Annotated in this window: 26 protein-coding genes; 9 read left to right on the forward strand and 17 right to left on the reverse strand. The window is 34.5% G+C overall.

Translation table 11 applies throughout. From position 1 onward, the window contains the following. Window positions 1-2: 2 nt before the first annotated feature. Together VB798_RS04710 and VB798_RS04715 are read left to right on the forward strand one after the other, a co-directional pair. The gene (locus VB798_RS04710) at window positions 3-956 is read left to right on the forward strand and encodes a Hint domain-containing protein (protein ID WP_323256482.1); all 954 of its coding nucleotides are present in this window, start codon (window positions 3-5) and stop codon (window positions 954-956) included. 264 nt (window positions 957-1,220) lie between these two features. Next, window positions 1,221-1,769, forward strand: a complete 549-nt coding sequence (locus VB798_RS04715) for a DUF4136 domain-containing protein (protein WP_323256484.1) — start codon at window positions 1,221-1,223, stop codon at window positions 1,767-1,769. A gap of 69 nt (window positions 1,770-1,838) precedes the next feature. Here the strand turns inward: VB798_RS04715 and VB798_RS04720 are convergent, their stop codons facing one another. The 5 genes from VB798_RS04720 to VB798_RS04740 form a co-directional block, all read right to left on the reverse strand. After that, a complete protein-coding gene (locus VB798_RS04720; protein WP_323256485.1) occupies window positions 1,839-2,810 on the reverse strand; it encodes a GSCFA domain-containing protein in 972 nt (323 codons plus the stop codon). A gap of 7 nt (window positions 2,811-2,817) precedes the next feature. Further along, the gene (locus VB798_RS04725; protein ID WP_323256487.1) at window positions 2,818-3,681 is read right to left on the reverse strand and encodes a DUF4249 family protein; all 864 of its coding nucleotides are present in this window, start codon (window positions 3,679-3,681) and stop codon (window positions 2,818-2,820) included. 62 nt (window positions 3,682-3,743) lie between these two features. Beyond that, entirely contained in the window at window positions 3,744-6,587 is a 2,844-nt protein-coding gene (locus VB798_RS04730) for a TonB-dependent receptor (RefSeq protein WP_323256489.1), read from the reverse strand. Window positions 6,588-6,746: 159 nt separating this feature from the next. Further along, window positions 6,747-7,460: a LytR/AlgR family response regulator transcription factor gene (locus tag VB798_RS04735; protein WP_323256491.1), complete on the reverse strand. Its 714-nt coding sequence runs from the start codon at window positions 7,458-7,460 to the stop codon at window positions 6,747-6,749. Between the two features lie 104 nt (window positions 7,461-7,564). Next, a complete protein-coding gene (locus VB798_RS04740; RefSeq protein ID WP_323256493.1) occupies window positions 7,565-8,617 on the reverse strand; it encodes a sensor histidine kinase in 1,053 nt (350 codons plus the stop codon). A gap of 187 nt (window positions 8,618-8,804) precedes the next feature. Here VB798_RS04740 and VB798_RS04745 point away from each other — a divergent pair, with 187 nt between their 5' ends. Both VB798_RS04745 and VB798_RS04750 read left to right on the forward strand, forming a co-directional pair. Further along, window positions 8,805-9,089, forward strand: a complete 285-nt coding sequence (locus tag VB798_RS04745; protein ID WP_323256495.1) for a YHS domain-containing protein — start codon at window positions 8,805-8,807, stop codon at window positions 9,087-9,089. A 63-nt stretch (window positions 9,090-9,152) separates the two neighbouring features. Continuing rightward, on the forward strand, window positions 9,153-9,374 hold the full coding sequence (locus tag VB798_RS04750; RefSeq protein WP_323256497.1) for a hypothetical protein: 222 nt from the start codon (window positions 9,153-9,155) through the stop codon (window positions 9,372-9,374). 80 nt (window positions 9,375-9,454) lie between these two features. Here the strand turns inward: VB798_RS04750 and VB798_RS04755 are convergent, their stop codons facing one another. Further along, complete coding sequence (locus VB798_RS04755; protein ID WP_323256773.1) at window positions 9,455-10,645, reverse strand: Gfo/Idh/MocA family protein; 1,191 nt, start codon at window positions 10,643-10,645, stop codon at window positions 9,455-9,457. 261 nt (window positions 10,646-10,906) lie between these two features. Between VB798_RS04755 and VB798_RS04760 the strand changes: the two genes are divergently transcribed. The 4 genes from VB798_RS04760 to ispF all read left to right on the forward strand — a co-directional run bounded on the left by VB798_RS04760 (window position 10,907) and on the right by ispF (window position 14,382). Next, window positions 10,907-12,124: an MFS transporter gene (locus VB798_RS04760; RefSeq protein WP_323256499.1), complete on the forward strand. Its 1,218-nt coding sequence runs from the start codon at window positions 10,907-10,909 to the stop codon at window positions 12,122-12,124. A 112-nt stretch (window positions 12,125-12,236) separates the two neighbouring features. Next, window positions 12,237-12,791 carry a Uma2 family endonuclease gene (locus VB798_RS04765; RefSeq protein ID WP_323256502.1) on the forward strand — a complete coding sequence of 185 codons (555 nt, stop codon included), beginning with the start codon at window positions 12,237-12,239 and terminating at the stop codon, window positions 12,789-12,791. A gap of 132 nt (window positions 12,792-12,923) precedes the next feature. Beyond that, window positions 12,924-13,799: an alpha/beta fold hydrolase gene (locus VB798_RS04770; RefSeq protein WP_323256504.1), complete on the forward strand. Its 876-nt coding sequence runs from the start codon at window positions 12,924-12,926 to the stop codon at window positions 13,797-13,799. 103 nt (window positions 13,800-13,902) lie between these two features. Then, on the forward strand, window positions 13,903-14,382 hold the full coding sequence (gene ispF, locus VB798_RS04775; RefSeq protein WP_323256506.1) for a 2-C-methyl-D-erythritol 2,4-cyclodiphosphate synthase: 480 nt from the start codon (window positions 13,903-13,905) through the stop codon (window positions 14,380-14,382). 104 nt (window positions 14,383-14,486) lie between these two features. Here ispF and VB798_RS04780 read toward each other — a convergent pair whose 3' ends face one another. From VB798_RS04780 to VB798_RS04805, 6 genes are all read right to left on the reverse strand, one after another. Then, a complete protein-coding gene (locus tag VB798_RS04780; RefSeq protein ID WP_323256508.1) occupies window positions 14,487-14,843 on the reverse strand; it encodes a bleomycin resistance protein in 357 nt (118 codons plus the stop codon). A 91-nt stretch (window positions 14,844-14,934) separates the two neighbouring features. Further along, window positions 14,935-15,387: a nuclear transport factor 2 family protein gene (locus VB798_RS04785; protein WP_323256511.1), complete on the reverse strand. Its 453-nt coding sequence runs from the start codon at window positions 15,385-15,387 to the stop codon at window positions 14,935-14,937. A gap of 236 nt (window positions 15,388-15,623) precedes the next feature. Continuing rightward, window positions 15,624-16,025, reverse strand: coding sequence for an inner membrane protein YiaA (gene yiaA / locus VB798_RS04790; RefSeq protein WP_323256775.1), 402 nt, complete (start codon window positions 16,023-16,025; stop codon window positions 15,624-15,626). A 223-nt stretch (window positions 16,026-16,248) separates the two neighbouring features. Next, on the reverse strand, window positions 16,249-16,695 hold the full coding sequence (locus VB798_RS04795) for a hypothetical protein (protein WP_323256512.1): 447 nt from the start codon (window positions 16,693-16,695) through the stop codon (window positions 16,249-16,251). A 126-nt stretch (window positions 16,696-16,821) separates the two neighbouring features. After that, window positions 16,822-17,394, reverse strand: a complete 573-nt coding sequence (locus VB798_RS04800) for a hypothetical protein (RefSeq protein WP_323256514.1) — start codon at window positions 17,392-17,394, stop codon at window positions 16,822-16,824. A 98-nt stretch (window positions 17,395-17,492) separates the two neighbouring features. Further along, entirely contained in the window at window positions 17,493-18,167 is a 675-nt protein-coding gene (locus VB798_RS04805; RefSeq protein ID WP_323256516.1) for a hypothetical protein, read from the reverse strand. A 674-nt stretch (window positions 18,168-18,841) separates the two neighbouring features. Between VB798_RS04805 and VB798_RS04810 the strand changes: the two genes are divergently transcribed. Further along, window positions 18,842-19,522, forward strand: coding sequence for a DUF6261 family protein (locus tag VB798_RS04810; RefSeq protein ID WP_323256518.1), 681 nt, complete (start codon window positions 18,842-18,844; stop codon window positions 19,520-19,522). Between the two features lie 108 nt (window positions 19,523-19,630). Here the strand turns inward: VB798_RS04810 and VB798_RS04815 are convergent, their stop codons facing one another. The 5 genes from VB798_RS04815 to fabF form a co-directional block, all read right to left on the reverse strand. Then, window positions 19,631-20,659 carry a hypothetical protein gene (locus tag VB798_RS04815; protein WP_323256520.1) on the reverse strand — a complete coding sequence of 343 codons (1,029 nt, stop codon included), beginning with the start codon at window positions 20,657-20,659 and terminating at the stop codon, window positions 19,631-19,633. Between the two features lie 219 nt (window positions 20,660-20,878). Next, entirely contained in the window at window positions 20,879-22,948 is a 2,070-nt protein-coding gene (locus tag VB798_RS04820) for a helix-hairpin-helix domain-containing protein (RefSeq protein ID WP_323256522.1), read from the reverse strand. A gap of 99 nt (window positions 22,949-23,047) precedes the next feature. Then, window positions 23,048-24,178 (reverse strand): hypothetical protein, encoded by a 1,131-nt coding sequence (locus VB798_RS04825; RefSeq protein ID WP_323256524.1) that lies wholly within the window; start codon window positions 24,176-24,178, stop codon window positions 23,048-23,050. A 292-nt stretch (window positions 24,179-24,470) separates the two neighbouring features. Beyond that, entirely contained in the window at window positions 24,471-25,202 is a 732-nt protein-coding gene (gene rnc, locus VB798_RS04830) for a ribonuclease III (RefSeq protein ID WP_184128894.1), read from the reverse strand. A gap of 133 nt (window positions 25,203-25,335) precedes the next feature. Further along, the gene (fabF, locus tag VB798_RS04835; protein ID WP_323256526.1) at window positions 25,336-26,586 is read right to left on the reverse strand and encodes a beta-ketoacyl-ACP synthase II; all 1,251 of its coding nucleotides are present in this window, start codon (window positions 26,584-26,586) and stop codon (window positions 25,336-25,338) included. Between the last annotated feature and the right edge of the window lie 148 nt (window positions 26,587-26,734).

Below are 26,734 nucleotides of genomic sequence, written 5' to 3' on the forward strand. Positions count from 1 at the left end.
GCATGAAGAAATTTATATACTTTATTACCTTACTTTTTTTATCAACTAGTGTTTTCGCCCAAGAAGGTGAAAAAATGGGTATCAAACTAAGTGAATTTGAAGCTGTAAAGAAAATCGCTATCAAAAACTTAGATAAAGATACTTATGTGAAAGATGGAAACTTTGTATTAGATAACAGTACTTCTCCTTATGTTTTTAAGTTTTCAGACGGTTTAGAGCGAAGAATTTACTTGTATAAAGTACTTGAATCGGCTGGAATGAAAGAAATTGCTAACTTAATGATTTTTACCACACCAAAAGATGGAAAAAGAATCAGTTTAGTCGTTCCAAATCCATTAGCTGAAAAAGAAACTTGGGGTAAATATATTGATGATTTGAAAGATGGCGAAAAAGCTGTCTCTGGGTTTTCATCTTGTGTAGCTTTCGTTTTGGCAAAAGAATTCTCTGGTGTCGCTGGCGATAAAGGCAAAGAAGAAGACAAGTATGAATATTGTTTTCCAGCCGAAGCTAAAATCACAATGGCTAATGGTGAAACAAAAAACATTAGTGATGTAAAAGTCGGCGAGTATGTAGTTTCTTATAATGTTATCAAGAAAACTGCTGAGTCAACAATTGTAGAGAAAATTGATATTCATGAAAATAGTGAATTCGATATTGTAAAAGTATTTTTAGTAGATCCAAGTGAAATGATTACGGCTTCTGTATCTGTCAAATACAAATTAAAAGAGCTTGAAGCAACTGCTAATCACCCGATTTATACTGAAAATGGTAAAACAACGATGGGAGATTTAAAAGTTGGACAAAATGTGTTTGTTTACGATAGCGAAACAAATAAATTTAAAAAGTTCAATGTATTTCTTACAAAAGCTGGCGCTAGAAAAGTAAACAAAGTTTATAATTTGATTACAGAAAAAAATAGTTATCTGGTAAACTCAGTTGTAGTTTTAAAGAAATAAAAATATTTAATTTTTTGAGATTGTTTTTGGATATTTCCGTAAATCCTTTCTCCTTTGGGGAAGGGATTTATTTTTTTATAAGCAATTCAAAATGAAATACTTACGATAAACTTTCTAATAAAAGATAGAATTATTAAAATTAAAACTTGTTATAAAAATACATTAAGTGAAAAAAAAAGTCAATAAAGTTATATTTTATATAAAATTTTATTCTACCTTTGTAAAGGCTTAAACGCCAATATCCAAAAACAATCTTAAAAATAAATGAAACGCATAGTGGTTGCAACATTCATTGTTGGACTTCTTGCTACTTCATGCACTCGGGAAACAATATTTGTGAAAGCCAACAATGACTTTCATGCTATAAATACCGAAAATCGTTCTTTCACGATAGTTCAGGAAGTGAGTCGCCCACAAGAACCAATATCATCGTTAAACGAAATGGTGATTAAAGAGGAAATTGAGAAACAAATGGAAATAAGAGGATACACTGAAAGTAGAGAAAATGCAGATGTGTTGATTTCTTATGCTATTTATGATAAGAACCTCAATTTACAACAAGTAAAAAAAGTGTACGGAAACACACAGACACAAAATGATGAGTTTGAGGTGTATCGAAAAAACTTAAAGAATGGTACTTTAATCATTTCGATGATTGACAAAAATTCTAACAAAGTATTTTGGACTGGTTACGCTTCTAAAATTTTGAAATTCAACAAATCTCTAGCGAATAGAGATTTAAAAAATATTACCAGAGCAATTTTTGATAATTATAGAGTAACCGCCAATAGTTATTTGGCAAAAAACAATTAACAATCCTCTTATACAATACCATTTAACAATGAAGCTCTGAAAACCTCGATTACATCGAGGTTTTTTATTTTATAGGAGTTTGCTCATTACTTCTTTTATCTCCTCAGAAACGTCAACTCTAGCACTAATTTTCTCCAAATCAGTTAAAAGAGTGGATAAAAATTGTTGATGAGCTTCTGACTGTTCATTAAAAGGACGATGAGCCAATCTTTTCTTAATTTGATTCCAATCTACAATAAAAGATTTTAATTCATCGTCGAAATAAGCATCCGCAAATTTTTCATAAATATAGTTTTCGGCTACTTCATTTGGATGAATTAAATCAGCTTTATAAAAGCGATAATCACGCAAATCATCCATCATTAATTCATAAGCAGGAAAGTATGCTACATCGCTATAATCTGCCGTTAAATAATGACAAGCCGCACGAAGTATTGATTTAGAAATCTGATTCTCTGGAATGCCATCTTTGGTATGTCTTACTGGCGAAAGTGTAAGAATTATTCTTAAATCAGGATTTACGGCTTTCAACTGCTTATGCAGCATCGCAAAGCTTTTACAAATGTCTTTTACACTCAATAAGTCTTTTTCAAAAAGCTTATTCGGCATTTTATGGCAATTTGCCACATAAACTGGAGTCGATAAAAGTTTGTAAATAAAAGCTGTTCCGAAAGTAATTAAAACGAAATTGGCTGATTGAAGTTTGCTTGATAAGTCGTTGATGCTCTCATTGATTGTTTTAGCTAATTCTTCTTTTGTATTAGCAAAAAACTGTGAATGAAAATCATAATGAAACCAAGTACTTTGGTTTTCGATGAAGAGGCGTTCATCCGCCAATTGATAGTCAGGAGATAAAACCTTAAAAATTGAAATTGGATTAAATAAAGTTCCTAAAGGGTTTACTTCAATTTTTAACTTATTATTTTTCAATTGATTCCCAACTACATCTGCAAAGCAAGAGCCTAACGTAATGAGTTGAGAATCAAGAGAAATCTTATTTTGAGCTTTTGGAATCGTAAACGTTGTCCTAAATTCAGCCATGAAGAGCTTATTTTTGTTTAACCGTAAACGCTAAAGTATCTGCATTTACACCTGTAAAGATACCTAATCCGTTAGTAATTGTACTAGGTGGCGTACTGATGTTTTGCGAAGTACTTCCTGTGCTGTTATACAAAGCTGCATAATCTGGGTTTACTTTTAACAACACAATATTATGTTTTCCAAAATATTGAAATTGCTGAGAACGTAATATCGTAGTAGTTCCTTGTACTGGTTGACTTCTAAAACGTCTTGTTAAATCGCTAAAATTAGTCGTTGTTGGCAAAGTAATAATTAATACTGGGCTTACTTCAAGGTTATCAACAACTACAAAATGATAATCGCTGGTTGGATTACTCCATGTTAAATTAACATTTACATTTTCATCGACACCACCACCAAAACCACCACCAGAAGAAAGATTCAATTTAGTACGTGCAATCGAAGTAATATCGGTAGTAAAACCAACTGGCTTTGTTGGAATAATGGTACTTGCCGTTACAGGGTTACCATTGTAAACAAATGACAAATTATAAGTAACACCAACCTTCAGCTTTACATTTGTATCTGATTTATACAAGCCCTCTCCTACCGAAGTTAACGCATAACTATTAGTACCATCCGAAACTTTGATGTCTAATCCATTGATAGGCGTTTGCGTATTTGAAGTATCTTCATTGTAGGCAATTTCTTTTTTTACAATCAAAGAAATTGGTTTTCCCGCCACTAAATATGCTTCTACAATCGGTTTAGCTCCTCCCTGAATAAAATTAGAATCCTCTTCACAAGAAATTAAAAAACCAAGTAATGAAACACTCAATACAAAAGTAAAGAGATTCTTTTTTGATGATATATAACTGATATATGATTTCATTTTTTCTTCTTTAATTTGATTTTTTGCTTGACTAGATAACCCAAAACAAAAAACATTTCAACTTACTTGAACTTATAACTAAATGTGATGTTAGGCGTGAAACCTAAATAATTTACATCCGTGATTGAAAGATACTTATCTCCTGTAGTTGCATCAGTAATGGTTTGATATTTTTTGTACCAAACATTTGTTCTTCCGTAAGCATTAAATACAGAGAATCCGATACTTCCACGTGAGAAATTGTAAGTAGCTGAAACATCTAAACGATGCGAAGCTGGCAAACGATTTCCATTTGTAATTGATGGATCGGTAAAGTCAATTTCTGTTCCGTCTAATAGTTTTACGGTATAACCACCCACAATTGAAGTATAAGGTTTTCCTGAAGCGTAAATCCAAGTAGCTGCTAAATCCCAACGACCTAATTTATAGATGTTCACCGATTTGAATTCGTGTCTTACATCAAAGTTTGAAGGGAAAGAATTGGCTGAGAATTGAGCGATATATTTATCAGAATGAGCAAAAGTATAACCAACCCAACCAGTATAATCACCAAATTTCTTCTGAACCAAAAAGTCAATTCCTTTTACTTTACCTGTACCGTTGAAGAAAGTTTCATTCGCAATTAAACCACGTCCAATTTGCGGTGCAAAACGTAATGTATAACGAGTATCGTTTTGAATATCCTTATAATATCCTTCCACATCAAACAGGTAATCATTCAATTCATAACTCAATCCAAAAATATAGTGAGTTGAAGAAGTAACTGGCAAGTAAGAATTATTAGCCAAAACCCAGAAATTACGACTTCCGTTTGAAATATCTTCTCTTTCAACCTGTTTAGCAAACTGATAATAAATACCCCAAGCTCCTTTGAACTTCAAACGGTCGTTTACTGAATAAGTACCTGAAAGTCTTGGTTCAAAATAATTTTTACTTGTTACATCAAAATAATTGGCTCTGATACCAGCCTTCAACACCAATTTACTATCAAATAATTTTATTTGATCTTGTAAATAAGCGGTCAACAAACTTCCTTTATCGTTTTTAGCGATAATGACCGTTGTATCATTTTGGCTGTTAGAATATTGAATATTAAGTCTTGTCGCTTGAATACCAAAAGCTAACTGATTACTTTTTGAAGTATTGTATTCAATGTCAGTTTTAGCAGAAAAGTCTTTTAAATCGTTACTTTCAATTGAACCAAACTTAACGGTAGTCGTTTCATTATTTCTTACAAATGAGTTTTCACTTGTATTATCTCTTCCACTAAAGAAGTTTGAATAACTAATCAAGGTATTTGTATAGAATTTATCACTCCATTTTTTCGACCATTTCAAACTCGTACCAGTATTTCCCCATTTAGAAAGGTCGGTATTGTTGAAACCTCCTCCACCACCAAATGGCAAACCTAAACTTTGCGAATTATCAAGGTAATCTTCTCCGTTGTAAATACTCAAACTTACGTTTTCATTTTCAGAAGGTTTGAAAGTAATTTTTCCATTCAAATCATAAAAATATGAAGTTGCTGTTTGTGCACTCTGAGTCCTTCTGAAACCTCCACCAAAGCCTCCGCCTTGTGTACTAGTAGTACTTGAATTAAAAGTATTAAAAATCTTATTATATAACGGACCAGCCCATGAACGACGACCCGCTACCGAGAATGTCACTTTTTTGTCTTTAGTAACAGGACCTTCCGCCCAAACATTGGCACTGATTAAGCTTAAATCTCCACCAAAATTAAATTCTCTTTTATTACCATCTTTACTTGTAATTTCAACTACAGATGAAATTCTTCCTCCAAATTTAGCATCAAAACCACCTTTATAAAGCTGAACATCTTTGATTGGATTTGAGTTGAAAGCCGAGAAGAAACCATAAAGGTGATCAACATAATAAACCGTAAAACCATCGTAAAGTACAAGGTTTTGGTCTGGCGTACCACCACGAACATACAAACCAGAAGAAGATTGGTTGGCAGCACTAATACCTGGCATTAACTGAAAAGAACGGAAAATATCTTTTTCACCAACGTTAGGTAATTTTGCAATATTCCGAGGAGTCATTTTAAACATACCAATTGTTTCGGCAGCTTTCAATACTTCTGTTTTCTCGCCTTTTACTACTACTTCATCCAATTCTGTATTATCTGGTTCCATTTCGATAGTAATGCCGGAAATGGGTGCATCAGGTACCAATTTTATCGTCGTAGTTACATAACCAATGTAGCTTAAAATTAAGGTTGTTGTATCTGTAGGTACTTTCAAGAGCGTAAAATAACCGTCCACATTGGTTTGTGTACCTGTTTTTTTACTCTTAATCATGATATTAACGAATGGAAGTGGCTCTGATGAACGAGCATCAAGAATTTTTCCGGTAAAAGTAAAATCGAATTTCGTAGCAGGTTTTAAAGCAGCTTGGCGACGAGTATTTTGTGGAATTGCTTCCATCGCTGGACGATTAACAGCAATCTGCGGTGTTGTTCCTTGTGATGTTGGAGCAGTAATTCCAGCATCTGCAATTGCTGGCGCAGGTACGGCAGAGTTTCCTCCATAATAAGTACCACTATTGTAACTACTTTTCACATAGACTTTTTGTGATTTAGGAACAATATGAACTAATTGATTATCATCTACATAAAACTTCAGCCCAGAACCTTTCAAAAGTCCTCTCATACCTGTTTCTAATGACATATTATCAAACCAGTAACTTGCATATAAGCCTTTAATTTTAGTAGGATCATAAATAAATTTAGCACCTACTTTTGTTTCTAAATCAGCTAAAATTTCGGCTAGAGGGCGATTATTATAGAATTCATCTTTGATAGTAATCCCAGTAGTTGTTGTAACCTGCGAAAATACCTTCACTGAGAATAGTACTAAAGTGGTTAAGAGAAAAAGTTTTTTCATGAAATACAGTTGGTTAATCCGAGTACAAAGTTAGGGCAATCTTCTCATAAATTGCCACTTACTTTAGAATACATCAAATAGACCGCTATTATTGTGCGATAGTTGCGTTAAAAAATGTTAAATGCTTTGATATGATATGAAAACGAGCAATATGCTTACTTATTGACCGATGCTTTTAAAAAAGCCTTCTGAATAACTTTCGCTGATGGGAATTTGTGCATTACCAATTTTAATCTTTAAGTTTCTGATAGATTCGATTTTATCTAAGGAAACAATAAAAGACTTGTGTACTCTGTAGCAATCGGGTGTTGGGAGTTTCTCTTCAATAGCTTTCATCGTCATTCTGGTAACAATAGGCTTTGAAGAAGTAGAAGTGTAGATTTTGATATAGTCTTTCAAACCTTCAATATAAGTAATTTCTGAAACCTTAATTTTCACTAATGAATAATCAGCATTTACAAAAATGGCTGATATTTTATCTACTACAGGCTCTTCGCTTACTTGTGGTTTATTTCGTAAAGTATATAATTCAGACGCTTTGTTGACCGCTTTTAAAAATCTTTCAAAATCAATAGGCTTCAAAAGATAATCTACTACATCTAATTCAAAACCTTCAAGTGCATATTGTTTATAAGCCGTAACAAAAATTACCATTGGTTTCGTTTTCAAGCTATGCAAAAACTGAACGCCAGTAATACCGGGCATTTGTATGTCCAGAAATATCAAATCTATCTGTTCATTTTGTAAAACTTCAATCGCATCAAAAGCATTTTTACAGCGTTTTACAAGTTTCAAAAATGGTATTTTATTAATATTGTCCTCAAGTAAATCAAGGGCTAGACTTTCATCATCTACGGCAATACAATTCAGCATAAGCAATCTTATTTATCACATTTCAACACTTTGAAAGAGTAAAATATGTTTTATCTATCTTCAAAGATACTCTTTTTGTGCTATTGGAAAATTACAAAATCAAATTAAGCCAATTCATCTTTACGAATGATGACAAGCTTTATTTTGTAATAATCATCTTGATCTTTAATGATTAACTGATGATTCTCTGGATAAAGTAATTCAAGCCTACGTTTTACATTGGCAAGACCAATACCAGAAGCTTCATCTTTTTTCTCTATAAACTGTCTATTTACTTTATTACTTACTTCAAATGTCAAACTGTTTTTTTGGGTTGTCAAAGTAATTTCAATGGTTGGGTTCGAAATCATGCCGACGCCATGTTTAAAAGAATTTTCCACAAAAGGAATCAATAACATGGGTTCAATCGTTTGATTTTTATCTAAATTTCCAACTTCAAAATTGATTGCAATATCATCGCCAAAACGTAATTGTTGAAGCTCAATATAAGCTCTGAGGTACTGAGCTTCTCGCCCTAAAGTTACCATTGCATCATCAGATTCATAAAGCATGTAACGCATTAAATCAGAAAGTTTTACGACTACGGGTTCTACTTTTTCTGGTTTTCTTCTTGAGAGTGAAACGATACTATTTAATACGTTAAATATAAAATGTGGACTAATCTGCGAGCGTAAAAAGGATAATTCAGATTTTAGCCTTTCGTTTTCCTGTTCTTTTTTCGATTTTTCATATTCCAGAGTATCAGACACAATGCGATAAGAAGTACTAATTGCTAGAAAGAAAAGTATCTGAAAAGTAAAACCTGTTTTGGGGATAAATTTTGCATGTAAAAAAACACTTTTCACAATTGTTGTCAGCAAAAACACTGAAGCAATGAGTATAACAATTGAAAGCAAATACCACCAAATACCTTTTGTCTTTAAAATCTTAGGAATTAGGAAATTACTATTCAAGTAAAAAAACGGTATATTCAATAAAGTAAAAATGGCGAAAAAAGTAGTAATTGATACTTTGGGTGTCGGCGGAGGACGACGAATAATTGATTTAACAGGTTCTGCATTTTGAGATTGTAACAAAAAAGGTAAAGCCAACATAAAAGCCCAAAATGCAATATGGAGAAACACAACTTGATATTTTGTTAAATTAGTTTTAGTCATTTGAGACATCTCATTTTAAAGCAGTTATTCATCGAATAGCCTATTGATAAAAAGGCAGTCAGACAAATTTAATTAAAGATAAGCTGTTAAAAAACATAATAGTATATTCCGTAAATTTGTGCAGACCATTAAGCTTATAAAAGCGACCATTGAATATCAAATCTAATTTTTTCAATTCAATCAAAAAATGAAAGAGATAATCTTAATCTTCGCTGTACTTACAGCCATCGGAAACGTAGCGTATTCGCAAGAAAAACCCAATAAAGTGGCAAAAGCCACCATTAGTAAAGTAAAGAAAGAAGTAATTCTGGAAGAAGGGAAAGACCCAATTTGCAAAATGCACGTAGAAAAAGACGCTAAAAACACTTCTACTTATCAGGGCAAAAAAGTACATTTTTGTAGTATTGTTTGCAAAGAAATGTTTGATAAAAATCCAGAAAAATATGCTTTAAAAGCGGCTGTGAAGCGTTAAAATTAGTAATATTCGTTTTATTTAAAATAAATGTATTAGTAGAACTCAAAAAGAATATTCGTGATGAAAACTCTTGAAAAACTAAAAGCTATTTTCCTGAGAATAGATGATGCTAAAAGTAATTCAGAAATCGAAGCTTTGAGTTTAGAAGTAGATAAGTTATTAAATGAAACTCATGAAAGACCAATTGAAGGAATTGCTGGTTTTTTACTAGAACGGGCTAATTTATTGAATCAAAAAATAAAATCAATAAGTACTGAATTTGAGGTAAATGTGGTTCAATGAATCTATTTTGCAATTCATAAAAAAACACCCTCCAAAGCAAACAAAAAGTTATCAGGAGGGTGTTTCTATTTCAGGTAAAACTATACTTCCATTTTAGTCCAAACTGCACCTGCTGCATTTGATTTTAAAACGGTATCAATAAACACCATTCCACGTAAACCTTCTTCGATTCCCATGAAATCATGGATTTCTGGATCGTAGCCCGATGTATTTTCACCTTCTCCATTCAAACCACCAGTAGCATTTTTCTGTGCTTCCTCTCCCCATCTTGCACGAAGTGCATAAGTGAAATTACGATAAATATTGGCAAATGTTTCAATATATCCTTCTGGATGACCTGCTGGCTGACGAGTATGCGCTTGAGCAGCTTTAGATAAATTACCCACACCAGTACGGATAATTCTTGAACCATTTTCTTGATTTGTCAAAATCAAGGTATTTGGCTCCATTTGTTTCCATTTCAAACCACCAAATTCACCATATACTCTGATATTCAAATCATTTTCTTCTCCATTACAAATTTGTGAATTGTGCAAAATCCCTTTTGCTCCATTATCAAAACGTAAAAGCATATTGGCATCATCATCCAATTGACGACCTTCTACGAAAATCGTTAAGTCAGCACAAATCTCAGTAATTTTTAAACCTGTAATATATTCAGCCAAGTTTTCGGCATGTGTACCAATATCTCCTACTCCACCAGCTGCTCCACTTCTTGCTGGGTCGGTTCTCCAAGCGGCTTGTTTTTGTCCAGTTGCCTCCACCAATTGTGCCAACCAACCTTGTGGATATTCAACAATTACTTTACGGATTTTACCAATTGCACCAGCTTTAATCAAAGCTCTTGCTTCTTTCACCATCGGATACCCAGAGTAATTATGCGTTAAAGCATAAATCAATCCTGATTCCTCAATAATATCTTTTAATAAATAAGCTTCTTTAGAATTTAAGGTAGCAGGCTTATCAGATACCACATGAAACCCATTTTCTAAAGCCATTTTTGCCGCAGGAAAATGAACATGGTTTGGAGTAACAATAGAAACAAAATCCATTCTTTCTCCTTCTGGTAATGCTTTTTCTGCCAAAATCATTTCCTCAAATGAACCATAAACACGGTCGGGAGAAAGATATAATGCTTCACCCGTAGCTTTTGACTTTGCAGGGTCAGAACTAAACGCTCCGCAAACTAATTCAATTTCGCCATCCAATGCCGCTCCACGACGGTGAACAGCTCCGATGAAAGCTTCCAAGCTTCCACCAATCATACCCATTCTAATTTTTCTTGCCATTTTTCGTATCAATCAGTCGGTAAGTAATTGTTTTATGTATTTTATTACCACAAATTTACCGCATAGTATTTTAATAAATTCCTTTCTTGTGATAAACTAAGTACAAAATTTCATAAAAATACTGATAAGAACTTACAGACAATCTGAAAAAAAATTCGTTTTTTTGATAGATTTTTCTTTGATGATTTTTCACATATCTAAGATTCCTAATTATTCAAACACATTTTAAATCCCTAATCAACTATGTCTCAAATCGTTAACCGTGACAAACTTTTCTTAGGAAGTTGTTTTGCCTTAATTACTACGGCAATGGCTTTCGGTATCCGTGCAGGTGTCCTTACTCAACTCGGTGTAGAATTCAACCTTTCGTCACAAGAACTTGGTTACGTAAATCAAATGGCTTTCTTGGGCTTTCCTATCGCAATGATTATCGGTGGCCCTCTTTATAATGCACTTGGTCCTAAAAAAATTATCTGGGTTGCTTTTGTAACACACGTTTTAGGTTTAATAATGACTATCTTTTCTGGTGGATTTTGGACTTTACTAATCTCAACTTTCTTCGTTGGTTTCGGGAATGGTACTGTTGAAGCTGCTTGTAATCCGATGATTTCGGATATGTACGAAGGAAACGAGAAAACCAAAATGTTAAACCGTTTCCACATGTGGTTTCCAGGTGGTATTGTAATCGGTAGTTTGCTTTCTCAATTCATGACTTCTGCAAACATGGGCTGGCAATTACAAATCGGTGCAATTTTAGTTCCTGCTGTTATTTATGCCTTTTTATTCTTCGGTCAAGCATTTCCAGCTAGTCAAGACGAAGGTGCAGTTTCTACTGGCGAGAACTTCAAAGCAATGCTATCACCATTATATATTTTCATGTTAGCTTGTATGGCTTTAACAGCGATTTCAGAATTCGGTCCAGAACAATGGATTGGTCCAATTCTTGGTAAAGCTGGTGCAAGTCCAATGATTATTTTGGCTTTGGTAACTGGTTTAATGGCAGTAGGTCGCTACTTTGCTGGGCCTATCGTTCACTCTATCAACCCAACAGGCGTATTATTGGCATCAGCCATTTTTGCTACAATAGGTGTTGTATTAATGAGCCAAGCAACTGGTCCTATGGTTTATGTTTCAGCAGTAATTTTCGCAATTGGCGTATGTTACTTCTGGCCAACGATGATTGGCTTCGTTGCTGAAAACCTACCTCGTACTGGTGCTTTTGGTCTTTCTATCATGGGTGGTATGGGTATGTTCTCTACTTCTATCTTCCAACCAATCATTGGTGCATGGTTAGATGGCGAAACGGCTAAAGCTGCCGAAGCTGGATTGACAGGTGATGCTGCTGAATTAGCTGCAGGACAAGCAACTTTGCAAAATATGGCGATTTTCCCAATTATCTTAATTGCTGCTTTCATTGGCTTATACTTATATAAGCGTAAAAATGCTACTGCTCACGCATAAGATATTCAACCATATTCCTTAAAACGAAACCCCACAAATACTTGTTATTCTGTGGGGTTTCTTGATTTTAAAGCATATTTTTTTTACTTTTATTTAATAAAAATCAAATGTTATGCTGACCGTTTCTGAAAAAATATATACTGTAACAGAATACTTCGAGCTGGAAAAAACCTCAGAAGTAAAGCATGAATTTGTAGAAGGACACCTTATTGAAATGCCTGGAGAAAAGAAAATTGCAAATCGTATCGCTGGAAGTCTTTACGCTTTACTGTTACAACTACTGAACCAAGAAATTTTTGATGTTTACTTTCAAGATGTACGCTTAAGTACCGTAAAAGGTAAACGCTATCGCTATCCCGATGTAATGGTTGTACCAACGATTGATGATGAAGATGAATATACTGTTCATCAAGCAGTATTAGTAGCAGAAATACTTTCTCCAACAACTGAAAAAACTGATAGAAACGAAAAGCTGAAAGAATATTCCAAAATACCAACGCTACAATATTATTTATTGATTTCACAAGAAGAACCAATCATCGAATTGTATAGAAGAAACGGAGCTATTTTCGAATACCTTTTCTTTACTGACAAGACTGAACGTATTGATTTACCTTTCTTTGATGTATCATTTACATTAAATGACATATACAAAAAAATACTTTGAAATGTCATTAATCATACTTTCACCAAACAAAGCCTTGTAGATATTTGTAGTATCTGCAAGGCTTTTTGTTTAAGTAAAATACTTTGTTTGTTATCAGTATTTTTGAGGAATCAATTGGTTATTCAGTTTAAAATGAATCAGACAAAAATGTTAAAAATCGGGAAAAGGCTACTCATTGCATATATCATTCTCTTTATCTTCTCACAAATCTTGTCTTCTTGTTTCAGTTTCAGAATGAGTCAGCAGGAAATTGATAAAGCTTTTATTGGCTTCAAGCAAAAGCCAATCCAACGTCAAATAGAAGTACAAGGAAGAAAAATGAACTTTGCCGAAATCGGGAATGATTCTTTGCCTGTCGCTTTCTTTGTGCATGGTTCGCCCGGTTCTTGGACGGCTTTTATTGATTTTATGAAAGATACTGTTCTGTTGAAAAAAGTAAAAATGGTTTCGGTTGATAGAATCGGTTTTGGAGCATCTGAGCTTGGCGAGGGTGAAAAGTCTTTACAAACACAAGTAGAGTTGCTGAAACCCATCGTTGCTTATGAAAAACGTTTTGGTAAAAAAATCATCCTCATCGGACATTCTTTGGGTGGCCCAGTCATTGCGAAAATGGCGATGGAGTATCCTGAATTGATAGATAAACTCATCATCGTAGCAGGTTCTATCGCTCCAGATTTAGAACCCAACGAAAAATGGTTTAGAATTCCGATGGCATTTACGCCCATTAGAGTATTAATTCCTGCCTCTTTTCGGGCTTCTAATGACGAAATCTTATTTTTGAAACCAGAATTAGAAAAGATGTTACCTTTGTGGAAAAATATTCGGCAACCCGTTATCGTGATTCAAGGAGGAAAAGATATGTTGGTGAATCCGAAAAATGCAGATTTTGCCAAAAAAATGTTGGTCAATTCAGCTAAAGTAGAAATCGTACGGGTAGATACCATGAATCATTTCGTGCCATGGTCGCATCCGTTTTTAATAAAGAAGGTAATAAGCGATGAGCTTTGAGCAGTGAGCAATGAGATATGAGCTTTGAGATTTTGGAAAACAAAAAACTCACAGCTCACAGCTCACAACTCAAAGCTTACAGCTCACAACTCAAAGCTAAAACATGAAACTAAGAGTAGGACAAGGCTACGACGTACATCGTCTGGAAGAAGGAAGAGATTTTTGGTTGGGTGGAATTATCGTTCCCCACACACATGGAGCTGTTGGGCATTCAGATGCCGACATCGTTTGTCACGTAATTTGTGATGCCCTTTTGGGAGCTGCCAATATGCGCAATATCGGTTACCATTTCTCGGACAAAGACCCAAAATACAAAGGCGTCGATTCTAAGATTTTGGTAAAAAGAGTATTAGAAATGATTCGTGAAGCAGGTTGGGAAGTGAATAATCTCGACGTAACGGTGATTTTACAAGAACCCAAACTCAATCCGCATATTCCAGCTATGAAAACCTGTTTGGCAGCAGTAATGAACATTCCCGAAGAAGATATTGCTATCAAAGCTACTACTTCCGAACACATTGGTTTTGTAGGTCGTGGCGAAGGCATAGCTGCCCAATGTGTGGCTTTGATTTGTAAAGAGTAAGAATATTGCACAAACCCCGAAGAGCTAAAAGAATTATCACTTACTGAATAATTCTTTTAGCCCTTCGGGGTTTTTATGCTTAATACTTCTAAACCTTAATTTGCTTAAACACTCTGCCCAAAAGTTAGCAGATTATTGTCAGGGTCTAGGATTGAGAACTCTTTTTGTCCCCACGGTTTTAGCTGTAAATGTCCTGCTGGATGGATACTTGTTTTGTTAGCTAAAAACGTTTGGTACAATTGGTCAATATCATCTGTTCGGATATATACCTGACCATAGTTTTCGTTGGGGTCTAGTGCTGTAAACTCAAAGAAGTGAATTTGAATATTATCTTTTTGTACCATCAAATAACCTTCAAAATCAGCGCTCCCAAATTCTTGAAAGCCCAATTGATTAATATAAAAATCCCTTGTAATAGCCTTATTACGCATGGGAAGTTTAGGATTGATGTCGGTAAGCATATTTTAATTGTTTAATGCTAAAAGAAATATTGTTTGTAAAAGTATTTGCAGACAGCTCCTGCATTTTATTTATCGTTTCAAGGCGAAATCACTAATGCTGTTTGGTGTCTTTATACTGCCAAAGAACATTAATGATTTTCCAAGTACCATTAAGTTTCACAATGTGCATATAGTCAATCCATTCGTCTGCAATTAATTTTACAGAGGCTGTACGCTCTGAAACGTCAAGCAGTATAACTTCTTTTTTAGGTGACGAAGGAAATTTGTCGCCATTCTTATTATAACTTTCTGCCAGCAAAACCATCGATTCAGTTGTCGTTTCTCGTACATAATCTTTTCCTGTTGCTTTGTCTTTCCAAAAAGTACGTTTAACCATTCTAGGGTGTAATGCCCCATCCATTTGTTTAGGATTTGGCTTGTGTTGAGATTCTATATAGTCAAGAGCGGCTTGTTTGATTGCTAAACTATCTTGTTTAGTTTGTCCAAAAACCATATTACTCGTCAGAAATAATACAAGGCATAAAAGAACATGTTTTGTCTTCATTTTAGCTGTTTTGTTGATGAATAAAGTTTAGTAAAATTTTGTATTGTTGGGTGTGATGATAATTTACGTTGTCTCCGCTATTCAAAGTTTAAAACGTTGAATTACAAATACGCTTGCAGTCTCAGACTGTATTTTATTTATCGTTCCAAGTCAAAAAAGACATGGAACAGCAAGGGACGCTCTTCCATGTTTTAAGTCTTAGGAGAGCCTAAGACTAATTGGAGACCAATTAGATTCTATTCAGATTTATTTGTCGGTAAATTGTCTCTTGTATTTTTTTGAACTGCAATCGCTCCAAATATACCTAATAAGAATGCAAAAGCATAAAATCCCTTCTCGCTCGGTAATAATGTAGCGTTCCAAAGCCCTATGATTAGTAAAGCAATAGATAAAATTGTTGCAAACCAGCAAATGTTGTAATAAATGTCTGTTACTGGATAACCGTCAAGCCTATCTCTAACGCTTTTTTGTAGCGAAACCACAGCTAATAATCCAAACATTAAAACTGTGAAATAATAGCCTTTTTCGTTCAAGAGCATTTCCGAACCAAAGAGTCCAGCTAAATAACCAATAATTCCTGTACCTAATGCTACCCAAGATGCTGCTACGAATGCCGTTGATGTTTTTTGTTTATTTATAAGTTAAGAATAATGTTTTTTCATGTGTAATTATAAACGTGATAATTTTACTTCTCAGCCATTGACTGTGTCTCCAAACACAATTTAAACACCCCAACAACAAATTTCAAGCGAGACGCTCTTCCATATTTTACGTCTTAAGAGGACGACTTGAAATAATGAAAAGACACTCTTATTGGTCTTCGTTTTTAATATTTTTTTCTACGCTTCTTGATTTTCTCTTTTACCTATGCTGAGCGTTTTTCTTTGAATCTACAATTGTCGTAATAGTATCATTCTCAATAATGGCATGAAGCGTTCCATCTGGATTTACAATTGCCTTTGTATTACCGTTACCAACTATTATGGTCTGTGTTCCATCAGCATTCACGACAGTTTTAGTACTACCCTTGCCAATAACTTTGGTAATTTTTCCATTCGGATTCACAATTGTGTTAGTGTTACCGTTGTCAATAAGTGTAGAGTGCGTTCCATCAGGATTCACGATTGTCTTGATATTACCTTCGCCAACAACTGTAGAGTGTGTTCCATTAGGGTTCACAATTATTTTGGTACTACCATTATCAACAAGGATGGAATGTGTTCCGTCTGAATTTACGATAACCTTGTGAGTTTGGGCATATCCTTCCAAGGCAAATAACCCCAATAAAATGATTAATATTATTTTCATAGTCGTGTTTATTGTAAAATATAAATTCCTTTAACAAATTTCAAGCGGGACGCTCTTCTATGTTTTAAGTCTTAGGAGAGCCTAAGACTAGTTGGAGAAAAAAGATTTGAAACAGCCAGTGATAGTCTATTTTAAATAATAATAACCCGTTACGATAGCATTTTCTAGTTTTTCTCCTCGTAAACTTCTAGGCTTATTGATATCCATCGTAAAGTTAATATCATATTTAAATCTAATTCTTACTTCTCTTCCATCTTTGATGAGTGATTCTACAAAGCCTGCTGTTATCATTTTTACTACCCTCTCTTGCTTAGGAATAACTAATTGAAAATTGATGATGTCGTCTAGGTCTTGTTTTTCGTAGTTCCCCTCTTTATCCATAGTTCCCATTTCAATTCCACTTATTGCTTGTTCTGATTCCATCCACATTTCATTATGATACCATGGCTCATATTTTGACTTCCTATTTTCTATTTCAACACAAGAGTAAAGCCATTCTTGAATCATATAATCTGTATCCGTTTTATTTACAAACGTTAGTATTAATCTGGGTTTTGAATCTTTATATACATAGTTCATAGAAACATCAACCGAATGATTGATAACTTGCTCTTTATCTTCTTGATTATAATTTACACAACCAGTGATTATCAAAATCACCATTAAAAAAAATGAAAGCCTTTGTTGAAGTTTTTGCATGGACTCCTTAATGTTAAATACTCCTCTTCATAAATTTAGAGTGGGACGCTCTATTTTAGGTCTTAGGAAAACCTAAGACCAGTTGGAGAAATACCTTGTCAACGACTGTTATTTCTTGTCATGTCAACAACATTCTTTGCACTTAAATTAGGAAATGAATACCTATTTTTATCTCCTTTATAGCTTGCTTCAATTCTATCCCAAGTCTGTTTATTAATTTTATTTATCCCAGGACTTATTTGAAAAAACTCTTCATGCTTTTCATCAAATATGTCTTTATAGTAAATAGCGACATAAGTATCAATATCATAATAACCAAATTTTGAAAGACTGTCTCTCAGAACTATTTCTTTAGCACCATGGTGATTATTGTCTATTTGATAAACCAATCCCTCACTTTCCCCTGTTATAATACCTCTCATGTTTAAATAACTATCAAGAGGAATGTTCAATGTATCATAGTCTGGACGGTAAGTAAATCTATAAAACGAATATTCCTTTGTGTCAAAGTCGGATAATTTGCCTCCTCTATTAAAGAATAACCAAACATCATTGTCATATATTTTAAGTTGAGTATTATACTCTTGCGTCATTCTAATTTCCAGTTGCGGTAAATTTTCCTCATACATAATCTTTGTTTGATTATCAGCTATTCGATTTGCCTCAATTGAAACTTTTATTGCCATAAAAGATAGTAAGGTAGCAACTATTACTTCAAAAAAAATCTTATTGTCACTTAATACTTTCCGTATTTTTTCAATTTTTAATTTCATATTTAATAGTCTTTATAATAACTGCAAACTTCCTAAAATAGGAGAAGACTCGTCATATAATTAAAATACGATTAACTTTCCATTCACCTAAAGTATCACATTAATTTTTAATATAAAACTCCGTAAATAGCTTTATCCTAAGTATTTATTATTCGGTATTTATCGCTTTAATTTTATTCTGATAGATGCACCACTCATGGCATGAATGACAGAGGTTTGTCACTTCTCCAAATGAAATATAATTCATACCATGAGTATTTATGAGCAAAACATCAGACGATGAAACCTTCCCGCAACGTGCAGGAGCAAAACATCATGCGATGAAACCTCCCTGCAATGTGCAGGAGCAAAACATCATGCGATGAAACCTTCCTGCAACGTGCAGGAACAAAACATCAGGTGATGAAACCTTCCTGCAATGTGCAGGAGCAAAACATCATGCGATGAAACCTTCCTGCAACGTGCAGGAGCAAAACATCATGCGATGAAACCTTCCTGCACGTTGCAGGAGCAAAACATCAAGCGATGATACCCTCCTGCAACGTGCAGGAAAAAATATTTTGTTAATTCATTATCAATCAGCACTTAGCATTCTATTATTTATTATATTCAAATATTATTTACAGGATTACTCTATTATTTTGAAAGATACACTTTAAATTAAACATACACACATGATTACTTCTCCAAAACTCTCCAATTACCGTAATGCTTCCTTGCTTACGTTTCTAAGTACAGTAGTCACTATCTGCAACAAGTTTGATGTAGAAGCATTAAAAATTAACACCGAAGTAGCCAAGATTGCTACCGATGTAGAGTCGCTTGAGGCATTGTTTTCTTTAGCCAAAAAGAATGACAATACCGAATCCTTAGAAAATTTGGATACTCGTCGTGATGCCGCAACCTTATCTATACAGGGAATTGTGGAATGTTATGCCAGACATTTTGACAAAAGCTATGAGGATGCCGCTAAAGCTATTCTAAAAACTTTTGCTAGACATGGAAAAGGAATTACCAGACAGGTATATAGAGACCAAACCGCTACTACCAGAAGCTTGATAAATGATTTTGAAAGTGATGCTATTGTAAGTACAGCCTTGAACAAACTGCATTTAACAGAATGGGTACAGGAATTGAAATTAGCGAATGAAGCCTTTGATGCAGTGTATGTGGCTCGTAACATGGAACTATCTGTACAACCAGACCAGAATTTTAAAGACAAAAAAACAATGGCTATCGAGGATTATAGAAGATTGATTGATGTATTGAAAGCCTTTAACATCATTAATCCTAATGGCGATTATGATAAAATTTTAAAGGCTCTTAATGAATTGGTTTTGAAGTATAATGTTTAAACCTCTCATCACTTTATATTCAATAGGGGTGGGCTTAAGTCCACCCCTATTGAAATAAAGTCAATTTTAAACCTATGAGGTTTTAAAAACCTCATAGGTTTGTTATACTTACTTAATAAAGATATGCAATGGCTGTATGTCTTTTCCATTCATGTTAAGCTTTGCGTAGGTTGATGCGTTTTTCCAGCATGTTGAAGCTCCGTTTTCATAACCAACTCCATACACATCATTTCCATGCTTAACAAGGCTATTGGCTATTGAGCCATTTACATTACTAAAATACTGAAGTCCTTCAGCATTATTTTTCCAGTAGCAAGCCTTCCCATTATTCATACCTGATAGGTAAAAATCATCTCCTTCAAAAATCATTGGCGATTGGCTACCGTAATTGCTTTGTGCATTTGCTTTTGCAAGCTTAATAATTTCTTTACCCGACCCATCTGGGTTTAGCTTTAATACCGCTATGTATAATTTGCTATTCGCTTCAAAGTAAGCACCAACAATATACAACTTTGTTTTGTTGGCATAAATATATCTTGGACTAAAACTATCATCCTCTGAAAGACTAATAGATTGTTGTGTACCACCTGCTATTCTAAGCATGACCGATTTCACAACACCATTGATACCTTGTGTGCCAACGGCAAAATACTCATTATCAAGTTTAGTAATATCAGCAAGGTTATGCACAGCGCCTTGGTTGTTTGAAGCAATTAAAACAGTATTATTGCCTTCTTGTAGGTAAAAATTAGGTCTGGTAAAACCCCCAGGCGTAGAACGATAAAAATAACTTAACTGATTCTGAAAAACCTTATAAGCTATCACCATTGCATTGGACTCTGTACTGTTGATGGCAGTAATTAACTGCTGGTTTTTTCGGTATTTATAAGAACCGCCGATATAAATATCTTGATTATGATAATAGCCAAATTTTATATCTAAACCTGTAGCAGTGGCACTCATATCTACCGTTTTTTCAGCATTCCACAATACGACACCGTCGCTATTGGTGTTACCGACAGTATGACCTAAAACATGTAATTGTGGATTTGTTTGATTAATAATTTCTTCACTATTGCAGGCAAAGAGGCTGATAATACTTACAAAAAGTATTAGCCATGAGTTTAAAGTTTTCATTTAAAAAGGTTGTGATTATGAGGTTATATTGGCTTTTTTAGCGCAACAAACTAAAGATGCACTTTTCCCTTAATTGGTTGGAAACGTTTTTACAATTTTCAAAAAATGATACGAAAAATGTTTATCCACTCATGGCATGAATGACAGAGGTTTGTCGATGCCCCAAACTAAATAAAGTCAATTTTAAACCTATGAGGTTTTAAAAACCTCATAGATTTGCTAAAAATGTAATCTCAACTGTACTTTCACTTCTGAACGATGCGGAGCAGAGATTTCATCTAAACCTGAGCCAAAAGTAAGGGCATCGCCCAATAAATCCGTCCTTGCCCAACGAATCCAAGCATCCACATTCCGATTGATTTTGTATTTCGCCAAGAGATAATGCCGAAAACCATGTTCGTAATAAGCAGGAAAGGAAAAGGCATAGAGGACATCTTGTTCATAGAAATATTGTCGATTATCATAATCATCCGTCTTGAAAAAAGCGATTCTGCTCGATAAAGCAATCCGACCAAAATCTGCATTGACATCTTGGACAATGGCAAAACCTTTGGTAAGGGCTTGTCCATCAAACTGAAAAGTACTTGCCGAAGCCCTTGTTTGAAACTCCCAAGTTTTAGAGAGTTTGTAATTTACATTCACCAACAAAGCCCTTTTAGTTCTTTCCCTTACCACGGTGATTTCTCTGGTTTTCTCCTTCCCTTTATCCAAATACGTTTCCGAGATTTTGGTATTCTCTTCCTTATTCTCCTGCCTGATTTGCAGATAAGCCTGTAGCTTTTTAGACGGTTGGAAAGTCAATCGTCCCAAATAATCAAAACCTTTGGTTGGTTGTTTATCTACCAAATAACGATACCAAGGAAAGTAAAAATAATCGAAATAAGCCGAAGCAGACCATTTTCTATTGATAGCGTGTTTGATGCCCGTATAAACTCCCCGTTCGTTGATATTTCGGGAGTTTTCAGAAAAACCATTGGCGTAAAAACTATGGAAATTTTTATCATAATTCCGAAACAGTACCGAAATATCTGTTTGTTTACTCAGGCTGGCTAACATACCCGTTACTGCCCCTACTCCACCACTTTCTGAACGAGCGATTTCACCAAAGAGATTATAATTCTGGAAATGATAACTCCAATGCAAGCCTGCTAAGAAGTTCTCTTTCCCAGAAAACTCAAATTGATTATAAACCTTATCCGCTTTAATCAAGGGCAAACTAAAATTGGTTTGCAACAAAGTAATTCCCGTTTGCAAAGTATTGCTTTTGTTATGATAACTAATATTTACACCGATGTTCTCTTCCCTTAAAGAAGCTTTGTCAGCAATTTCAGAAGGCGTGCGATGTAAACCAGAAGTTTGAAGCGAAGTAACAAAAGCGACGTCGGTATTGGGATACGTTTCCAAATTTGCGTCACGTTTGATACGAGAATAAAAAGCGGTAAAATCAAAAGAATGAATTTGATAAGTAGCAGTTCCGCCACGAAAGAAATTACTTTCCATCACCGAAGAATATGGACGAGCGCCAAGATGGTTTCGGCGAGTCGTTAAAACAGTTTCGGCACCTTTGCCCAAATAGAATCCAGCAGCAGAAACCAATCCTTGTCCGAATTGTAATTGATAATCGCCCAAAGTGATGTTTTTCCAATGTCCTTTGTTTTGCACTTGGAAATGAAAAGAAGTAAAATCTGTAATTTGGCTTTCGCCTTCATCTTTTTCGATGGTGAAACCTGCTCTAAAATCTTTGGGTAAAGCAATTTTATAACGTGCATATAATTTCATCGGCGAACCTTCATAACGCACTTTACTGCGTGCATCTGGTTCGGTAAATCCTTTCTTGGTTTCCAAATATTGCGTGTATCTCAACAAGAAGTACTGATTGGCTTTTTGTAAGCTATTTTGAAAAGTTTTGATAGAAAATCCATCAGCATTTACCCGCACGAAGGGAATGAATTTATAAATAGTCGGCAAATCAAAATCGGGAATGGGTTGCAATTCATAGATTGACAATAGTTTTCCAACATTTTCACGATAAGTAAAAAAGGCATTCAATTGTTTTTCGGAAAGTAAGTAAAGGGAAGCTAATTCTTGTCGAGAGACTGTATTCAAATCTAAAGGATTCAAATAATTTTGATAGAGCGATTCGAATAATTCTTCGGAAACACCATCAACAGGATTTCCTAAGATTTCCTGAATGAGATTACGAATATTACTTTCTTGTGTAGAAAGTTCTTGAGCATTGATTTGCGTATAAACTACAATGCTCAATGTGAGGAGTAGGATTTTTTTCATGGTAGAAATATTTAATGTGCAGTACAAAAAAAGAGATGCTTTGAGTATTTAAACCAAAAGCATCTCTTAAATCGCTTTGTACTAACAAGTTAAATATTTTTACTGAAATTTTCTAGCGACAACTTCTAAAAAATCGTTAGCTTCTTCTGCTACTGAAATCCAATTATATTTTGGTGCTAAAAACTTATTCATATAACTTTTAGCATCCGATAAATTTCCACAAGCATCAATTTTATCAATGGCATTGCTGTATGCGTTGATGTCTCCGTCAAATAATTTACCGATGAATACAAACTTCTGATTTAAACTTACGCCATCGGCAATACTCTTGATGGGGCGATTGAAAGCTAAATCTGCTAATGGAGTACCTCCAACAATGGCATCTCTTTTCAGCAAATCATTCACCGTTGGTAAATCGCCAATGAAAGTATCATTGAGGCGGTCAATTCCGGGTAATTTGATTTCTGCTGGCGTTCCTTTTCTATCTATCTCCGCTTGAATTTTATCAACCGTTGGCAAAGGCACATCTTCATCGTCTAAATCTTCTTCTGGTTCAATGTCAAAAAAAGATTGAGTGGCTTTCTTCACAGGAATTTCTTCTACTACTTTTACAGTAGTTTTGATAAAATCTTCTTTTCTGAAAGGCACTTTTGCTGATAATATTTCAAAAAACTTATCTGCATTTTCAAATTCTACTTTATCGCTGATTTCCTTTAGCCAATTCAAGGCAACTGTTACATATACTTTATCATCGCTTCCCATTTTCTCCGCCATCGACTTCGCAATATGGTTGTTGATTTTCGTATATTTTACAAGTTGCGCCAAACGCTCTTTGGTGAGTGTAAACTCTGGAGAATCTCTGACAAAATCATCGAAATATTTACTTGGGTCAAGTAAAAGAATGATAGTTCTAACAACTGCTTTCGATAGCATTGGTTCAAAATGCTCTCGTTTTACCATAATATGTTGTGAAGCCGTATTCATAAAAGCTTTCAGAGCAGCTTTTACGTCGTCATTATCAAAATTAAAGTAAGGGCTTTTAAACGCTTCTGTATCTGCTTTCCATTTCTCGAACAAATCGCTCACCACAAACATATTTACTTGTGCAACGTTACTCAGCTTCAAGATTTGTTGACCATTAATGGTAGCAGTTCTATTAAAAAAATCATCACAAACTCGTGCGGCGTATTGCTGTCCGTAATTTTCGATTGCCGAAAAATCTAACTTCATGATTTCTTAGAGGGTCTTTTTAACTATTTGAAATATCGTAATAAATAATACTTATTAACAAAGTTAATATTTTAATAAGTCAGAAAGAAGGGTGATTTCTCCAATCAAGCCTATATTACATAACAGAGCAACAAGTATTAGAGTAAACGCAAAAATTGAACCAAAGATTATTAAATAAAAGAAACTAATCTATAAATCCTTCAAAAGACGTTTTCTTTGAACGTTTTGAAGTAATTATTAAGCTACACAACAAAGTCCACAAAAAAACCTGTGAAGTTCACAGGTTCTTTTATTAACTAATTTCTAGCTTTTCGCAGGCTTTCATGGCCGCTGTTTGTTCAGCTTTCTTCTTGGAATAACCTTGTCCTATCGAAAAGGCTTCTTCATTCACAAAAATGGTAGCAGTAAATTCTTTATTATGTTTTGAGCCTTCTTCGATAATTTCAAACCTAATTGGTTTGCCTTCTCTTTGTGCCCATTCAATGACAATTGATTTAAAATTAGGATTGTTTTGTACAACCGTTTCAATATCAAAATGCTGAGTAAGTATTTTCTTGATGATAAACGACCTTGTAAATCGAAAGCCTTTGTCTAAGTAAATCGCACCGATTAAAGCTTCGAGTGCATCGCCGTACATAGAAGTTCTGGTCAATACTGTTTTACGATTTCCATCATATTCTACAAGCCTGTCCAAACCAATTTTTCTAGCCACAACATTCAAAGACTCTCGGCTAACCATTCTTGAGCGAATTTCAGTTAGGAAACCTTCATCTTTAAAAGGAAATTTCTTAAACAAATATTCCGCTGTAATCATCCCTAATACTGAGTCTCCTAAAAATTCAAGACGTTCATTAGAATCCTTGTAACCTTTAGCTATTGTTTCTTTTGATACTGAAGAGTGCATAAAAGCTAATCGATACAACATTAAATTCGAGGGATTCTCTCCGATAATATGTTCTACTGCATTTTTTAGCTTTTTGTCTTTAGGATCACTTGAAAAAAAATCAATAATTGGTGATAGCATATTTTTAAAATGATAATTGATAGTTAAACCCTGATAGCCAAAGCTGATTAAAGGAGATTACAACATTAATAAAAAAATTTGACTTCGCCTTAACTACTATCAATTATCCTCTAATGCACTATCAACGATAAAGCTATATTTTTTTGAAAATAACTGTAGCATTATGACCTCCGAAGCCAAAACCATTACTTAAAACGACATCAATTTTTCTTTCTTGTGCTTTATTTAAAGTCAAGTTCAAGCGATTATCAACTTCTGGATCTTCCGTGAAGTGGTTAATCGTTGGTGGAACAATTTGATGTTGCATTGCTAAAATTGAAGCAACAGCTTCGATAGCTCCAGCCCCACCTAATAAGTGCCCAGTCATAGACTTTGTCGAGCTAATGTTCATTTTGTAAGCATGCTCACCAAATAAATCTACAATAGCTTTTAATTCTTGAGGGTCACCAAGTGGTGTTGAAGTACCATGAGTATTGATATAATCTACTTCTTCTGGTTGGATTCCAGCATCATCAAGGGCATCTTTCATTGAAAGTAATGCGCCATAACCTTCTGGATGTGGTGCTGTGATGTGATAAGCATCTGAAGAAAAACCTCCACCGATTAATTCTGCGTAGATTTTTGCGCCACGAGCAATCGCATGGTCATAATCTTCAAGGATTAATGCACCAGCACCTTCGCCTACAACAAAACCATCACGGTCTTTGTCATAAGGACGAGAAGCCGTTTTAGGGTCATCATTACGTTCCGACATTGCACGCATAGCAGTAAAACCACCCACACTGGCAATCGTTACAGCCGCTTCCGAGCCACCCGTTACACAAATATTGATACGCCCTAATCTGATATAATTAAAAGCATCAATAATAGCGTTGTTAGCAGAAGAACAAGCCGAAACTGTTACGTAGTTTGGTCCACGGAAACCATGACGAATTGAAATGTTACCAGATGCTGAATCGGCAATCATTTTCGGGATAAAGAAAGGATTGATTTTAGGAGTACCATCGCCTTTTCCGAAGTAAATCATTTCTTCTTCAAAAGTTTTTAAGCCCCCGATACCAGAACCCCAAATTACACCTACTTTATTTTTATCTATATTTTCAAGATCAAGACCTGAATCCACAATGGCTTCATCAGCAGCAACAACAGCGTATTGCGTAAATTGATCCATCCGACGAGCATCTTGGCGGGGAATAAATTTTGTAACGTCAAAATTCTTCAATTCGCAAGCAAAGCGAGTACGGAATTTTGAAGCATCAAATTTTGTGATATTATCACAACCACTGACACCGTTTTTTAATCCATCCCAAAATTCTGGCACAGTATTTCCGATAGGAGTCAACGCACCTATTCCCGTTACAACTACTCTTTTAAAACTCTTCATGAGAAAAATAAAATTTAACTAATTTTATATTAGATAAAAGACGAAAGACAAAAGATGATATTTGAATAATTTGTCAGCAAACTCATCTTATTATTTAAAATTTCTTGGTTTTACCTTCTTGGGCTTTTATCTAAGCATATAATTAATA

It is taken from the genome of Arcicella lustrica (genome assembly GCF_034930985.1).
Taxonomy (GTDB): domain Bacteria; phylum Bacteroidota; class Bacteroidia; order Cytophagales; family Spirosomataceae; genus Arcicella; species Arcicella lustrica.